The 14,057-nt window shown below is 72.8% G+C and carries 13 protein-coding genes; 4 read left to right on the top strand and 9 right to left on the bottom strand.

Annotated features, from left to right (window positions below; all coding sequences use genetic code 11):
- Positions 1–89: 89 nt before the first annotated feature.
- Both ABZS40_RS03430 and ABZS40_RS03425 read right to left on the bottom strand, forming a co-directional pair.
- Entirely contained in the window at positions 90–1,433 is a 1,344-nt protein-coding gene (locus ABZS40_RS03430) for a class I SAM-dependent methyltransferase (protein WP_354941437.1), read from the bottom strand.
- Positions 1,430–2,827, bottom strand: a complete 1,398-nt coding sequence (locus ABZS40_RS03425; protein ID WP_354941435.1) for an FAD-binding oxidoreductase — start codon at positions 2,825–2,827, stop codon at positions 1,430–1,432. The genes ABZS40_RS03430 and ABZS40_RS03425 overlap by 4 nt, the downstream gene beginning before the upstream one ends.
- Before the next feature lie 93 nt (positions 2,828–2,920).
- On the opposite strand from ABZS40_RS03425, the gene ABZS40_RS03420 reads away from it, so the two are divergent.
- The 3 genes from ABZS40_RS03420 to ABZS40_RS03410 are packed head-to-tail and all read left to right on the top strand — an operon-like array spanning position 2,921 to position 4,474.
- The gene (locus tag ABZS40_RS03420; protein WP_354941433.1) at positions 2,921–3,391 is read left to right on the top strand and encodes a YbaK/EbsC family protein; all 471 of its coding nucleotides are present in this window, start codon (positions 2,921–2,923) and stop codon (positions 3,389–3,391) included.
- A gap of 37 nt (positions 3,392–3,428) precedes the next feature.
- Complete coding sequence (locus ABZS40_RS03415; RefSeq protein WP_354941431.1) at positions 3,429–3,713, top strand: DUF427 domain-containing protein; 285 nt, start codon at positions 3,429–3,431, stop codon at positions 3,711–3,713.
- A gap of 47 nt (positions 3,714–3,760) precedes the next feature.
- The gene (locus ABZS40_RS03410; RefSeq protein ID WP_354941429.1) at positions 3,761–4,474 is read left to right on the top strand and encodes an RICIN domain-containing protein; all 714 of its coding nucleotides are present in this window, start codon (positions 3,761–3,763) and stop codon (positions 4,472–4,474) included.
- A 19-nt stretch (positions 4,475–4,493) separates the two neighbouring features.
- Here the strand turns inward: ABZS40_RS03410 and ABZS40_RS03405 are convergent, their stop codons facing one another.
- On the bottom strand, positions 4,494–5,798 hold the full coding sequence (locus ABZS40_RS03405; RefSeq protein ID WP_354941427.1) for an MFS transporter: 1,305 nt from the start codon (positions 5,796–5,798) through the stop codon (positions 4,494–4,496).
- Between the two features lie 52 nt (positions 5,799–5,850).
- Here ABZS40_RS03405 and ABZS40_RS03400 point away from each other — a divergent pair, with 52 nt between their 5' ends.
- Positions 5,851–6,858 carry a helix-turn-helix domain-containing protein gene (locus ABZS40_RS03400; protein ID WP_354941425.1) on the top strand — a complete coding sequence of 336 codons (1,008 nt, stop codon included), beginning with the start codon at positions 5,851–5,853 and terminating at the stop codon, positions 6,856–6,858.
- A gap of 183 nt (positions 6,859–7,041) precedes the next feature.
- Here the strand turns inward: ABZS40_RS03400 and ABZS40_RS03395 are convergent, their stop codons facing one another.
- The 6 genes from ABZS40_RS03395 to ABZS40_RS03370 form a co-directional block, all read right to left on the bottom strand.
- On the bottom strand, positions 7,042–7,506 hold the full coding sequence (locus ABZS40_RS03395; RefSeq protein WP_112678956.1) for a hypothetical protein: 465 nt from the start codon (positions 7,504–7,506) through the stop codon (positions 7,042–7,044).
- Positions 7,507–7,534: 28 nt separating this feature from the next.
- Positions 7,535–9,487, bottom strand: coding sequence for a VWA domain-containing protein (locus ABZS40_RS03390; RefSeq protein ID WP_354941422.1), 1,953 nt, complete (start codon positions 9,485–9,487; stop codon positions 7,535–7,537).
- 2 nt (positions 9,488–9,489) lie between these two features.
- Positions 9,490–10,950 carry a sigma 54-interacting transcriptional regulator gene (locus ABZS40_RS03385; RefSeq protein ID WP_354941420.1) on the bottom strand — a complete coding sequence of 487 codons (1,461 nt, stop codon included), beginning with the start codon at positions 10,948–10,950 and terminating at the stop codon, positions 9,490–9,492.
- A gap of 57 nt (positions 10,951–11,007) precedes the next feature.
- Positions 11,008–12,084 carry a hypothetical protein gene (locus ABZS40_RS03380; protein ID WP_354941418.1) on the bottom strand — a complete coding sequence of 359 codons (1,077 nt, stop codon included), beginning with the start codon at positions 12,082–12,084 and terminating at the stop codon, positions 11,008–11,010.
- A 76-nt stretch (positions 12,085–12,160) separates the two neighbouring features.
- On the bottom strand, positions 12,161–12,811 hold the full coding sequence (locus tag ABZS40_RS03375) for a response regulator transcription factor (protein WP_354941416.1): 651 nt from the start codon (positions 12,809–12,811) through the stop codon (positions 12,161–12,163).
- Entirely contained in the window at positions 12,808–14,052 is a 1,245-nt protein-coding gene (locus ABZS40_RS03370) for a histidine kinase (protein WP_354941414.1), read from the bottom strand. Before ABZS40_RS03370 ends, ABZS40_RS03375 begins: the two co-directional genes overlap by 4 nt.
- Positions 14,053–14,057 lie beyond the last annotated feature (5 nt).

Below are 14,057 nucleotides of genomic sequence, written 5' to 3'. Positions count from 1 at the left end.
TTTGTACGTACAAAACTTCTTTGTCAATCGCTTCGCGAGAAGCCGCGCCGACTTTTTCGGCGCGGCTTCAGGCAGCGCTCAGCGGGTGATCAGGGCAACCAGTCCGGTCGCAGCGGGTAGCCGCTCACGCCGTTCGGGCCGTTGTGGGTGGCCAACACCTGGTGCAGCTGGATGCCGTTGCGTTCGAACGCCATCCGCGACCCGGCCATGTAGAGCCCCCACACCCGGGCGGTGCCCGCGCCCACCTCCGAGACGCAGAAGTCCCAGTGCTCGACCAGGTTGCGGCACCAGGCGGCCAGCGTCAGCGCGTAGTGCTGGCGCAGGTTCTCCTCGTGATGCACCTCGAACCCGGCGTCGTGCACCTCACTGATCAGCCGGCCCGGACCGGCCAGCTCACCGTCCGGAAAGACGTACCGGTCGATGAACGCGCCCGAGCGGTGCGGCGCGCGGTTGTCGGCGCGGGTGATGCAGTGGTTGAGCAGTCGCCCGCCCTGCCGCAGACGGCTGCGCAACGCCCCGAAGTAGGCCGGGTAGTTGCGCACCCCGATGTGCTCGGTCAACCCGATCGAGGAGATGGCGTCGAACTGCTCGGCCGGCGCGTCCCGGTAGTCGAGGTATCGCACCTCCGCCAGCTCGGTCAGCCCCTCCCGCTCGATCGCGGCCTGCGCCCACTGCGCCTGCGCCTTCGACAGGGTCACCCCGAGGGCCTTGACGCCGTACTCGCGGGCGGCGTGGCGCACCATGCCACCCCAGCCGCACCCGACATCCAGCAGACGCATCCCCTTCTTCAGCGCCAGCTTGCCGGCGACCAGGTCGTACTTCGCCGCCTGGGCCTGCTCCAGCGTGTCGTTCGGAGACCGGAAAACCGCGCAGGTGTACGTCATCGACGGGCCGAGCACCTTCTCGTAGAAGGCGTTGGAGACGTCGTAGTGATGCGAGATGGCTGTGCTGTCCCGCACCCGCGAGTGGACCAGCCCGTTCATCACCCGCTTCCAGCGCGGAAGCGCCTCCTGCGGTGGTGCCGGCGGCGGCATCAGCCGCTCCCAACCCAACCCTCGGACCAGCGCCAGCCCCTCGGCCAGCGACGGCGAGCGCAGCCGCAGCTCGTCCTTGAGCACCGTCAACGCCTCGTACGGGTCGCCCGGGTGCACGCCCTGCAACGCCAGATCACCACTGACGTACGCCCGGGCCATGCCCAGGTCGCCGGGTGCGGTGAGCAGGTAGGACAAACCCCGCTCGGAATGGATCGCCAGGGTGATGCCGGCGTCGGACGGGCCGACGGCGCTGCCGTCGTACCCGGTGATCCGCACCGGCAACGGCCCCGTGGTGACCGCGCGGATGACATCCGCGACGGTCGGACCCGTGTGCCGGCCCCCCGCCGGCGGGGTGGCGGCGGCGCTCGCCGCCCCCTGATCTCTGTCGGTCAGGCTCATGCTCGTGCTACCGCCTTTTCGTACAGTCCCGTCAGCCGGTGGTCCGGGTCGTAGCGGTCTTTCACCGCGCGCCACGTGTCGCCCCCGTAGAGGCGATCAAAGGCGTCCCGGTCGTAGTACGCGTCGGAGTAGAGCGACTTGTGCCCGCCCGACTCCGACACCCTGCGTTCGATCGTGCGGTTGACGTCGCCGTCGGCGGCGCCCGGCGCGATCGACACGCTCCCCCAGAAACCGATGTTGACGTAGTCCTGCCCCGGCCGCAGCGGATACAGCGGCCAGGACCGCGCCGAACCGGGCCCCGCCGGCTCACGCAGTCGCAACGGGCACAGCCACACCGGGTTCATTCCCACACTGCCTGCGAACCAGCGCAGGAAGTCGGCAGTACGGTCCAGCGGGATCTCCACGTCCTGCACGACCCGCTCCCGGGCCGGCTGCCCGCGCAGCCGGTCGATCCGGGCCGCCACCTGATGGCGGTGCTCCAGCCGGACCAGTCGGTGGTAGAAGTCGCTGCGCCGGTAACGCGCCGGCCAGAGCCTGCGCACGACCGGGTGCTGCGCGCCGAACGCCGACGAGCACCAGAACCAGTCGGTGTCCCAGCGCCACAGATAGTCGTACGCGGTGAGCACGTCGCGGGTGCGCCGGCGCAACGACCGGTAGTAGATCGCCTGACCGGTGTAGTCGCTGGGCGGGTCGGCCGCGTCGGTGAACGTGGCGAGGACCAGGTACGCCTCGCCGGGGCTGAACATCACCCCGTCCATCGCGTCCACCGGTTCGCCGGCCCAGGACCGGGTGGCGCTCACCTCGGCGATCGCGTCGGTCAGCGCCTCCAGTTCGGTGAACCGGACGTTGCGCAACGCCACGTACCGGCCGACCGGTTGCAGCTCGATGCGCAGCCGGGTGGCGTAACCGAGGCTGCCCAGCGAGTTGGGGAACGCGGTGAACAGGTCGGCGTGCTCGCCGTCGGGTCGGGCGGTGATGATCTCGCCGGAGCCGGTGAGCACGTCCAGCTCCTGGACCGACTCGTGCGGCAGGCCGTTGCGGAACGAGGTCGACTCGATCCCGAGGCCGGTCACCGCGCCGCCCAGCGTGATGGTGCGCAACTGCGGCACCACCAGCGGCATCAGGCCGTGCGGCAGCGTCGCGTCGACCAGGTCCTCGTAGGTGCACATGCCCTGCACGTCAGCGGTACGGCCGGCCGGGTCGACCGACAGCACGCCGTTCAGGCCACTCACGTCGAGCCCCGGAGTCCGGGGAGCGGACCGGGGGCGGAACAGGTTGGAGGTGCGTTTGGCCAGCCGGACAGGCTCGCCTGTGGGCACCGCGGCGTACGACCGCCGCAGCGTGTCCACCGCTTGATCATGGTCAATCGGTTGATCCACACGCTCAGCGCGCATGTGATCACCTTACGCTCGCCGTTTCGAAACCGTGGGATGTCGGCGGTGGCAGTTTCCCGTCCGGTGGCAGGCCAGACGGCTACCGTGGCGGGCATGCCATCGCCAGCGATCACCGCACTGGACGCCGCCGAACTGCCGTATCGGCTGGTCAGCCACGGTGCGGTCGGCAGTCTCGCGGAGGCCGCCGCCGCCCGGGGCGTGGCCGTCCCCGACGTGGTCAAGACGATAGTGGTCCGGCGCGGTGGGAACGATCACCTGTTCGTGCTGACCCCCGGCGACCGGGTCATCTCCTGGCCCAAGCTGCGCGCCCTGCTCGGGGTGCACCGGCTCTCCATGCCGGACGCGGCGGGCGCCCTGGCCGCCACCGGCTACGAACGCGGCACCATCACCCCGTTCGGCGCGAGCACGGCCTGGCCGGTGGTCGCCGACGAGCGACTACGCGGCCGGGAGATCACCCTGGGCGCCGGCGAGCGTGGTCTCGCCATCGCTGTAGACGCCGACGCCGCGATCGCCGCCCTCGACGCCACAGTGGCCGACGTCACCGACCCGCAGCCCACCCGCTGAGCGCGGCCGGGGCGGCGGCGCGGCCTACTGTTGGGACATGCCAAGAGCCGTGTGGAACGACCTGGTCGTCGCCGAGAGCGACGACACCGTGCTGGTGGAGGGCAACCACTACTTTCCCCGCTCCGCCCTGCGCGACGACCTGATCCGCGAGTCCGCCACGCACACCGTCTGCCCGTGGAAGGGCACCGCCTCCTACTACTCCCTCGAACACGAGGGCAGCACCAGCAAGGACGCGGTCTGGTATTACCCGGAGCCCAAACCGGACGCCGAGATGGTGCGTGACCGGGTGGCGTTCTGGAAGGACGTCCGGGTCGTCGACTGACGGCGCCGACTGGCCGCGGCCGACGGCGGTGGGTGAGGATGGCCCGTATGTCCGCGCCCGAGGAACGCCCCGACCCCGCCGGCACCGTCTACGGCGGTCACCGGGCACCGCGCTCCGGCCCGCTGGCTGATCCGTTGCTGCGGGTCGCGGTGGCCGTCGGGGTCGTCGGCGTACTCCTGGGGGTCGTCTTCGCCACCGGGCTGCTCGACGGTGACGACGAGCCGGCGGTGCCGGCGTCGGTCGGTACCCCGTCCAGCGCGGCGCAGCCCAGCGTGCCGGTCGGCGAGCCGAGCCCCACCGCGCCGACCGAGCCGTCACCGACCCCGGCGGCCAGCACGCCGGCCGCCCCGCCCACCGGGCCCCGGGTGTTACGCGCCGCCTCGGGCCTCTGCCTGGGGCTCGACGGTGACGGCGAGAAGGCCGAGGCCGAGTTGGCCGTGTGCAACGGCGCCCCGGAGCAGCAGTGGGTGGTCAGCCCGGCCGGCGCGGGCGTGCTGACGTTGACGAACGCCGCGTACGGGCAGTGCCTCGACGTCGAGGGCGGCAGTGGGGAGGACGGCGCGCGGTTGCAGCAGTTCCCCTGCCACGGCGAGGCCAACCAGCAGTGGCGGTTCGGCGGGACCGGCACCAGTGCGGTGCTGCTCGTCGCCGCCCACAGCAACAAGTGCGCCCAGGCCGACGACGACGCCGTCGAGGCCGGCGAGGACATCCGGCAGCGACAGTGCGACGGCCGGCCGGCCCAGCAGTGGACAGTGGGCTGACCGGCCGACGCGTCGCGGTTCAGCCCCGGAAGCTCCACGCCCTGGGCGCGGTCGCGGCGACCAGCACGGCCTCCGGCACCGGCCGCCCCGGGCGGCGGCGCAGCAGCAACGACAGCCCGGCGGCGCCGATCGACAGCGCGCCCGCCACATACCAGGCCATCGCGTAGTCGCCCAGCCGGTCCCGCACCAGCCCCGCGCCGGTCGCGGCGACCGCGGCACCGAGTTGGTGCGCGGCGAACACCCAGCCGAACACCACCGCTCCGGCGCCACCGAAGTACTCCCGGCACAGCGCCACCGTCGGCGGCACGGTGGCCACCCAGTCCAGACCGTAGAAGACGATGAACACCAGCATGCTCGGCTCGGCGGTGCCGGAGAACAGGCTCGGCAGCACCAGCAGGGACAACCCGCGCAGCGCGTAGTACATGCCGAGCAGCAGGCGGCTGTCCACCCGGTCGGTGAGCCAGCCGGAGGCGATGGTGCCGACGATGTCGAAGAGCCCCACCAGGGCGAGCAACCCGGCCGCGGTGGTCTGGGCCATGCCGTGGTCGTGCGCGGCCGGCACGAAGTGCGTACCGACCAGGCCGTTGGTGGTCGCCCCGCAGATCGCGAACCCTCCGGCCAGCAGCCAGAACGGTCGGGTCCGAGCCGCGGTGGCCAGCGCTCCGAGCGCCCGGGCCGCCGCTCCGCCGGTCGCCGGCGGCGCCGCGACGACAGCCGTCGCCCCGTAGGCGGGCAGGCCGAGATCCGCCGGGTGCTCGCGCAGCAGCCACACCACCAGGGGTACGACCGCCAGCGCCGCCGCGGCCACCACGAGCGCGGCGGTACGCCAGCCGTGGTCGCGGACCAGGATGGCGATCAGTGGCAGGAACACCAGTTGCCCGGCCGCCCCGCCGGCGGTCAGCACTCCGGTGACCAGGCCCCGCCGGTGGACGAACCAACGGCCGGTGATGGTGGCCACGAACGCCAGCGCCATCGAGCCGGTGCCCAGCCCCACCAGCACACCCCAGCAGAGCAGGAGCTGCCAGCTGGCCGTCATGAAGATCGTCAACCCGCTGCCCGCGGCGACCAGCAGCAACGCCACCGAGACCACCCGGCGGATGCCGAACCGGTCCATCAGGGCGGCCGCGAACGGCGCGGTGAGGCCGTAGAGGAGCAGGTTGACCGAGACGGCCGCGGAGATCGTGGCCAGAGGCCAGTCGAACTCCTCGTGCAGTGGGTGCAGCAGCACCGACGGGGTGGCGCGGAAGCCGGCCGCGCCGACCAGCGCCACGAAGGCGACGGCGGCGACCAGCCAGGCGGGATGCAGACGGCGGTTCTTTGTCACGGAACAAGTCTGGGCCGGTCCACCCACCTCGACGAGTGGCCGGAAAGCCATCATGCGCAATAATCGGGCCATGAGCGCTCGCCCGCACCGGATCGCCGTACTCGCTCTGCACCAGGTGGTTGGCCTGGACCTCGGCACCCCGTCCCAGGTCTTCAGCACCGCGCGGGCCGCCGACGGGACACCCTTCTACGACGTCCGGGTGTGCACCCCGGGCGGGCAGCCGGTGCGCAGCACCGCCGGCTTCCAGGTGGTCCCCGACCACGGTCTGGAGCTGCTCGACACCGCCGACACGGTGATCGTCCCCGGCATCCACGACGGCACCGCGTTGACCTCGGGCGTCGTCGAGCCGGAGGTGACCGGGGCGCTGCGCGCGGCGTACGAGCGGGGTGCCCGGGTCATGTCGATCTGCACCGGGGCGTTCGTGCTCGCCGCCGCCGGGCTCCTCGACGGGCGGCGGGCGACCACCCACTGGGCGTACGCCGAGCGGTTCCGCCACCTGCACCCCCGGGTGGACCTCGACCCGGGCGTGCTCTTCATCGCCGACGACCGGGTGCTCACCTCGGCCGGAGTCGCCGCCGGCATCGACCTCTGCCTGCACGTCATCCGCCTCGACCACGGCAGCGAGGTGGCCAACCGGGCGGCGCGCCGCTGCGTGATGCCACCGTGGCGCGACGGCGGTCAGGCGCAGTACATCGAGCAGCCGGTGCCGAAGGCGACCGACACCAGCACGGCGGGCGCCCGGGAGTGGGCACGGCAGCGACTGCACGAGCCGATCGCGCTGCGCGACCTGGCCGAGCAGGCGCGGATGAGCGTGCGCACCTTCACCCGACGCTTCCGGTCGGAGACCGGCCTGAGCCCGGCCCAGTGGCTGCTGCAACAGCGCACCGACCACGCGAGACTGCTGCTGGAGACGACCGAGCTCACCGTCGACCAGATCGCCCACCGCTGCGGGTTCGGCACCACCGCCGCCCTACGCCAGCAACTCCACCAACGAATCGGCGTGGCCCCGTCCACCTACCGCCGCACCTTCCACCCCCGCCCAGCCCTAGCCAAACCCTGACCCACCCCCGCACCCGACGGAGAGCTTGGGGTGAGGTCGGGTGGGGCAACGAGCGTGATGTCTGTGAGTCATCACGATGACTCACAGACATCACGCTCAATATGGCAAGACCCCCGACACTCGCCGCCACGCCGGCCGGCCGACGGCTTCTCGGGGCCGTTCGGGCCGAGTGTCTCTGGCCGCTCAGGACCGGAGCAGGTGCAGTTGGGACTGGTGCTTCGGCAGGTGCACCCGGGTGTGCAGATCCAGGGTGCGGGACCAGGGCAGCGGCTCGTCGACGATGAGGTCGAAGCCCTCGCGCAGGTGCGTCTCGACCGGCGTCTCCGCTGCCAGGCCGAGCTGGTCGACCAGCCCGCACAGCCGGTCGCTGGTGCCGTGCAGCAGCGCGGTCAGGCCACGCAGACCACCCTGCTCGGCGGCGAGCGCGTCGAGCTGCGGGCGGTGCATGTCCTCTGCCAACTCGTAGTAGGCGAACGGCGACCCGGCCAGCAACGCCTCGGTGGCCTGGATCATCAGCTCGTCGTTGGCGACCAGATGCGCGACGATCTGCTCGGCACTGAGCTGCCCCTCCGGAGCCGGACCGAACCCGCCAGCGTCGACCTCCGCGAACAGGGCGCCGTAAGCCCGCCGCAATCCCCCGCTCTCCATCCCCCCAGTCAACCCGCCGCGGCGGGAGTTAGCGGCGGGATTGGCGGGAGCGGAGGTAGTCGCTGACCACGTACTCGCCCAGGTCGTCGGTGTCCGGGGTGAACATGCGGCCGCGGCTGCGGCGGGCCACCGCGTCGACGAAGCGTCGCAGGCCCGGGTCGTCGCCGAGCATGAACAGGTTGAGCGTGGCGCCGTAGCGGCTCAACCGGTCCACCTCGCGGACCGTCGCCTCGATCGTCTCCGGCAGCGGCGGCCAGTGGAACAGCGCCTCCCCGTCGTCCGGGTCCAGGTGCGCGGTCGGCTCGCCGTCGGTGACCACCAGCACGATCGGCTCGGCGTCCGGGTGCCGGCGCAGGTGCCGGCCCGCCAACCGCAGCGCGTGCTGGAGGTTGGTGCCCTGCTCCATGTCCGGCTCCACGGCCGCCAACTCCTGCTGGGTGAGCGTCATCGCCTCCCGGCCGAAGCCCACGATCTGGAGGGCGTCCTGCGGGAAGCGCGTCTCCATCAGGTGTGCCAGCGCCAGCGCCGTCTGCTTCATCGGCCCCCAACGACCCTGAGAAATCATCGAGTACGACAAATCGACGCAGAGCACCACAGCGGCCGAGGCCCGTCTCTCGGTCTCCACCACCTCGAAGTCGTCCACAGCGAGCTGCACCGGGACCGTCGGCCCCGCCCGACTGACCGCCCGGGTCAACGTGCGGACCACGTCCAACGGTTGCTCGTCGCCGTACTGCCAGGGCCTGGACGCGCCGCTGACCTCGCCCGCCGCGCCGGCCGAGCGCAGGTCGTGCTGGCCGCGCGGCCCGGCTGTCAGCTCCGCGAAGACCTGCCGCAGCGCGGTCCCGCCGAGCCGGCGCAGCGCCTTCGGGCTCAGCGTGAGCCCTTCGGCGTCGCGGCTCACCCAACCCTGGCGGCGCAGCTCCCGCTCCAGGTCGCGCAGCCGGCGAACGTCGTCGGCCGCGTCCCGGCCCAGCGTGCGCGCCACCGCGTCGACGTCCACGTCGTCGAGGGTCGCCCCCGGGTGTTCCTGGTCGAGCTGGTCCAGCAGGTCGTCCAGGTCGCCGATCTCACCCAGCGCGCCAGCCGCGTCGGCGTAGTCCAAGGGTTGGTCGCCGCGGACCCGCTCGCCCCGCCCCCAGCGCAGATCGGGTCGCAGCGCCCGCAGGTTCGCGTCGAGCGCGGACAACTCCCCGGCGAGGCGGTCGCCGAGCGACTGCTGCATGAGGCCGGCCAGCTCGGCGCGCTGCCGCTCGGAGAGCGAGTTCATCAGCCGCTCACCGGCCGCCGCCCGGCGGGCCAGCACATCGATCAACTCGTCGACGTTCGCCGGCTTCTCCGGAAAGAAGTCGCCGTGTCGGCGCATGAACTCGGCGAACGCGTCGGTGGTGTCCTCCGCGCGACCGTGCCGGGCGAGCAGGTCGTTCAGGTCGCCCATCATCTCGGCGAGCCGCTGCTGGGCGGCCGGATCGGCGGAGGCGCGCACCGCGTCGCGCAGCCCGGCGAAGCGCTGACCGAGCACGTCGTCGCGGAGTTGGTCGAGGATCTGCTGGTACGAGCGGCGGGCGTCGTCGCTGGCCCACTGGTAGCCGGACAGCTCCTCCACCGCCCGCGCCGTCGAGCGCGGCAGATTGTCGAGCACCGCCTCGGCGAACCGCGCGGCGTCGTCGTCGCGACCCCGCAGCTCGTCCCGCTCGGCGGCGAGGGCCTGGTCGAGCAGGGCCTGGGCGCGGGTCACCGCGCCGTCCAGGTCGCCCCTGCGCAGCGCCTCCCGGCGCAGCCGCCGAGCCCGGGCGGCCAGGTCGTCCAGGCCACCCGTTCCCTGCGGGCCACGGCGCAGCAGGTCACGCAGCGCCTCCCGCAGGCTGCCGCCGGCCAGCACCTCGGCACCGACCGCGTCCACCGCCTCGCGCACGTCGTACGGGGGTGCGAGCGGGTCGGGCCCGCCGTTCCACTGCCCGTAACGGAACCGGTTGCCGGCCACTGTCAGCCCCGGCCGCCGTAGACGGTGCGCCCCGAGTCGGTGACGTCCTTGCCGAGCCGGCGGGTCAGGTGCAGCCCTTCCAGCACGAACTCGACGGCGGCGGCAGCCTCTTCCGAGGTTGGCGCGTCGCCCAGGTCGAGCCGGTCCAGGACCTTCGCCAACCCGGGTACGGTGCCGACCTGGCGCAGCAACTCGGCGGCGCTGACCAACTCGCCGGTCTCGATCGCGGCACCGTCCTCGACCAGGGCGGTGAACCCGGACAGGTCCAGCCCGGCCAGGTGGGCCCGGAACGTCTCGGCGGTCGCGGTCCGCAGCAGGTGCGCGAGGATCTCCGTCTCCCGGCCCTCCTCGCCGCTCTCAAACTCGACCTTGCCGCGCAACGTGCTGGTCACCGACACCGCGTCGCCGACGCGGGCAACGGCGGCCTCGGGGCGTCCGTCCGGGGTGCCGGAGGCGGCGAGCAGACCGGCGCGGCGCAGCGCGGCACCGGCGACCGTCTCGGCGGCGGCGATGGCGAATCGGGCGGAGACGCCGGAGCGCGGGTCCACCGATGGCGACTCCCGCACGGCGCGGGCGAAGCGGGCCAGCACCTCCAGCACGTGCTCCGGCACCTCGGCGACCAGGTCGGCCTCCTGGCGGATCAGCGCCAGCTCCAACTCCAGGTCGACCGGGTAGTGGGTGCGGATCTCCGCGCCGAACCGGTCCTTGAGGGGGGTGATGATCCGGCCCCGGTTGGTGTAGTCCTCCGGGTTGGCGCTGGCCACCAGGAGCAGATCCAGTGGCAGGCGCAGCTGGTAGCCGCGAACCTGGATGTCCCGCTCCTCCAGCACGTTGAGCAGCGCCACCTGGATGCGCTCGGCCAGGTCGGGCAGCTCGTTCACGGCGAAGATGCCCCGGTTGGTGCGCGGCACCAACCCGAAGTGGATGGTCTCCGGGTCGCCGAGGGTCCGACCCTGGGCGATGCGGATCGGGTCGACGTCACCGATCAGGTCACCGACGCTGGTGTCCGGGGTGGCCAACTTCTCGCCGTACCGCATCGAGCGGTGCAGCCAGCCGATCGGCAGCTCGTCGCCGGCGTCGGCGACCTGGGCGACCGACGCCGGGGTGAGCGGGTGCATCGGGTGCTCGTTGAGCACCGAGCCGGGCAGAACGGGGGTCCACTCGTCGAGCAACGCGCCCAGTGAGCGGATCAGCCGGGTCTTGCCCTGGCCGCGCTCGCCGAGCAGCACCATGTCGTGCCCGGCGAGCAGGGCCCGCTCGACCTCGGGCAGCACTGTGTCGTCGTAGCCGACGATGCCGGGGAAACGGGTCTCGCCGGAGCGCATCCGGGCGAGGAGGTTGTCGCGGAGTTCCTGCTTGACGGTGCGGTACTGGTGACCGGCCGCCCGTAGCGCGCCGAGCGTGCCGGGCAGGTCGGCCGGTGGAACCGGGATTACCGGGGTAGGCGCAGTCACCCGACCCACGCTAGCTCACATTCGCCGGGGCGCCCCGGGCATCAGGGGCACCCCCCGCTGCCACCCTCAGCCCCGGTCGCACAGCTGGCAGGTGCCGCGGCGGCGCAGGTGGTACGCGTAGGTGGCCGCGCCGAGCGCCACGCCCCACACCGGCCAGAGCAGCATCGGCGCCCCGGTGAGGCTCAACCCGCCGGTCAGCCGCCAGAACTCGGGGTTGCTGAGCAGCCCCAGCGAGGCCGCGGTCACGGAGATGGCGACCAGGGTGGCCGGCACCACGGCCAGCTTCACCGGCACCCGCCGGCCGGCGAGGCCGATCATCCAGCGCGGGAACCTTTCGCCCCAGCGCTGCACCAGGCCGAGGGTGAGGATCGCGCCGACGGTGGCGAACGCGGCCAGCCCGAACCCGGCCCAGACCAGCCCGGTGTCCTGCATCTCGGTCAGGAACTCGCGGGAGATGCCGAGCGGAATGCCGGCCGCCCAGGCGAACCGGGTCAACGCGTACGTGAACGGGATGACCGCAGCGATGCCCACTGCCCACCGGCCCCAGCGGGTGGCGGCGGCCGGGGTGGTCCACAGCTGGCCGGTGTCGGCGCGGCCGCAGCCGACGCAGGCCCCGGCGGTACGGCGCTGCCAGGCGAGCACCGCCCCGGCCAGCAGCAGCCCGCCGGCCAGCGCCGCGAACCGAGCGAACAGCGCCCAGTTGAAGAGGTCGGAGTAGTCGACCGGCGGCCAGCCGAACGGCGCTCCGACGATCAGTATCGGCAGGTAGCCGAGCATGAGCAGCACCCGAACATCCGGCACGACCAGGACGAGCACGAACGCGACCGCCCAGCCGTATCCGGCGAGCAGCCCTCGCAGCGGGCCGGGTGGGCGTGCCGCCGGGCGGCTCATGGCCAGGGCGGCCACCGCGGCGGTGAGCAGTACGCCGGCGAAGAGCGGGGTGGCCACCTCCGCCGGCACCAGACGCAGCAGGCTGACGTCGCCGCCGTTGCTGTCGTTCGGGCCGAACGGGTAGCCGGCGCCGGTGAGCGTGCCGATCAGGGCGAGCACGCCCCACAGGCCGAGCCAACCGGCGGCCAGTGGGGCGAGCCGGTCCGGCCAGCGGGAGTCGGTACGGGGTGGGGAGGCAGTGATCGTTGTCATGCTCTCAGCCTCGACGGACAGCCGGCGGATTCCCTCCCGGCCGGCGGTGAACCCGCTCCCCCGGTGGAGGGACCGATCAGCCGGACGGGGTGACGAAGCCGGACTCGTAGGCGGCGATGACCGCCTGCGTGCGGTCGCGGACGCCCAGCTTGGCCAGCACGTTGCCGACGTGCGTCTTGACCGTCTCCACCCCCACCACCAGGTGCGCGGCGATCTCCGGGTTGGACCGGCCGGTGGTCATCAACCGCAGCACCTCGGCCTCCCGTTCGGTGAGCCGGGCGGCGCTCAACCGGTCGCCGCCCGTCGGCCCGTACGCCCCGACCAGTTGGCGGATCGCGGCCGGGAAGAGCAGCGACTCGCCGGCGGCGACCACCCGGACCGCCTCCACCACCTCGGCGGGGCGGGCCCGTTTGAGCAGGAACCCCGAGGCGCCGGCGCGTAGCGCCTCGTAGACGTACTCGTCGTTGGCGAACGTGGTGACCACCAGCACCCGGGGCGGGTCGGCGGAGGTGGCCAGCAGGTGCCGGGTGGCCTGGATGCCGTCGATGCCGGGCATCCGCACGTCCATCAGCACGACGTCGGGCCGGTGCCGGGCGACCAGCGGCGGCACCTCGGCGCCGTCGGCGGCCTCGGCGAGCACGTGCAGGTCGGGCTGTGCGTCGAGAATGGCACGCAGCCCCACCCGGATCAGCTCGTCGTCGTCGACGATGAGCACTCCGGTGGTCATAGCGTCTCCTCGTAGGGCAGGCGGGCTCGGATCAGCCACCTGTCGCCGTCCGGGCCCACTGTGAGCCGGCCGCCGAGCAGCAGCACCCGTTCCCGCATGCCGTCCAGGCCTCGACCGCCCCGCCCCGGCTGGGCCCGGTCGGGGCGGCGCACCCCGTTGACAAGCTCCAGCTCCAGTGCGTCGCTGTGCAGGTCCAGGCGTACCGTCACCGGCCCGTGGCCGTGCCGGGCCGCGTTTGTCAGTCCTTCCTGGACGATCCGGTAGCCCTCCCGGGAGACCACAGCGGGCACCCGGGTGGGGTCGCCGACGCGTTGCGCGTGCACGGCCAGGCCGGCAGCGCGGGCGTCGGTGACCAACCGGTCCAGGTCGGCGAGGGTACGCTGCGGCGCCACCACGGGTCTGTCGCGTCCGTTCTCCCGGAGCAGCCCGAGCACGTGGTCGAGGTCGTCCATGGCGGTCCGCCCGACGTCCTCGATGGCGGTGAGTGCCCGCCGGACGAACTCGGGGTCGGTGTCGAGGACCTCGCGGGCCGCCCCGGCCTGGAGGGTGGCCACTGTCAGCGCGTGGCCGACCGAGTCGTGCAGCTCCCGGGCCAGCCGGTTGCGTTCGGCGAGACGGGCGGCTTGTGCTTCGAGGGCGGCGATCCGCTCGGCCTGAGCCGGGCCGAGCAGCACCGGTGCCATGGATCCGGCGAGCGCGCCGAGCCCGGCGACGGCGTAGCCGAGGCCGACCAGCATGAGCACCCCGGTCACTGTCAGCCAGCCGCTGTCCTGCCCGTCCAGCGGCCCGAATCGTTCCCTGCTGGTCAGCTCTTCGCCGATGCCGAACTGCTGGGCGATGAACGCCAGCGCCATCGGCAGGGCGCTGAACAGCGCGAGCCCCACCAGCGCGCCGACGATGAGGTGGGTGGCGATCCAGAGCGCGCTGCGCAGCCGGGTCTCCCGGTCGCCGTGGTGCCCGGGCGCGGGTTCGGGCAGGTCGACGCCGAGCAGGGCCCGCACGGCGGCGATCTCCAAGACCCGGCTGCCGTCGAGCAGCAACGGGACGACGGCGATCAGCACGGCGATGAGCAGCAGGACGTAGACCAGTGGGCGCGGGATCGCCGAGTCGGCGAGCAGTTGGGCGAAGGTCACCGCGAGCAGCCCGTACGGCAGCGCCAGCACACCGCCGAGCAGCAGGAACACGCCGCGTCGCCAGGTGGTGCCGGCGACCAGCGGGGCCAGCGCCGCTCGGAGGGTCACCTCGT

This window comes from Micromonospora sp. NPDC005324, assembly GCF_040607155.1.
GTDB classification, from domain to species: Bacteria; Actinomycetota; Actinomycetes; order Mycobacteriales; family Micromonosporaceae; genus Micromonospora; species Micromonospora trifolii.
The sequence above is the reverse complement of the archived record's forward strand: the minus strand, read 5'-3'. Positions and strand labels throughout refer to the sequence as shown.

What these genes read in the sequence shown, in the direction of transcription:
- ABZS40_RS03395 (WP_112678956.1), bottom strand. Translation starts at nt 7,506, where the DNA reads ATGGAGAGCGGGGGATTGCGGCGGGCTTACGGCGCCCTGTTCGCGGAG.
- ABZS40_RS03420 (WP_354941433.1), top strand. Translation starts at nt 2,921, where the DNA reads ATGCCATCGCCAGCGATCACCGCACTGGACGCCGCCGAACTGCCGTAT.
- ABZS40_RS03430 (WP_354941437.1), bottom strand. Translation starts at nt 1,433, where the DNA reads ATGAGCCTGACCGACAGAGATCAGGGGGCGGCGAGCGCCGCCGCCACC.
- ABZS40_RS03415 (WP_354941431.1), top strand. Translation starts at nt 3,429, where the DNA reads ATGCCAAGAGCCGTGTGGAACGACCTGGTCGTCGCCGAGAGCGACGAC.
- ABZS40_RS03400 (WP_354941425.1), top strand. Translation starts at nt 5,851, where the DNA reads ATGCGCAATAATCGGGCCATGAGCGCTCGCCCGCACCGGATCGCCGTA.
- ABZS40_RS03425 (WP_354941435.1), bottom strand. Translation starts at nt 2,827, where the DNA reads ATGCGCGCTGAGCGTGTGGATCAACCGATTGACCATGATCAAGCGGTG.
- ABZS40_RS03410 (WP_354941429.1), top strand. Translation starts at nt 3,761, where the DNA reads ATGTCCGCGCCCGAGGAACGCCCCGACCCCGCCGGCACCGTCTACGGC.
- ABZS40_RS03375 (WP_354941416.1), bottom strand. Translation starts at nt 12,811, where the DNA reads ATGACCACCGGAGTGCTCATCGTCGACGACGACGAGCTGATCCGGGTG.
- ABZS40_RS03380 (WP_354941418.1), bottom strand. Translation starts at nt 12,084, where the DNA reads ATGACAACGATCACTGCCTCCCCACCCCGTACCGACTCCCGCTGGCCG.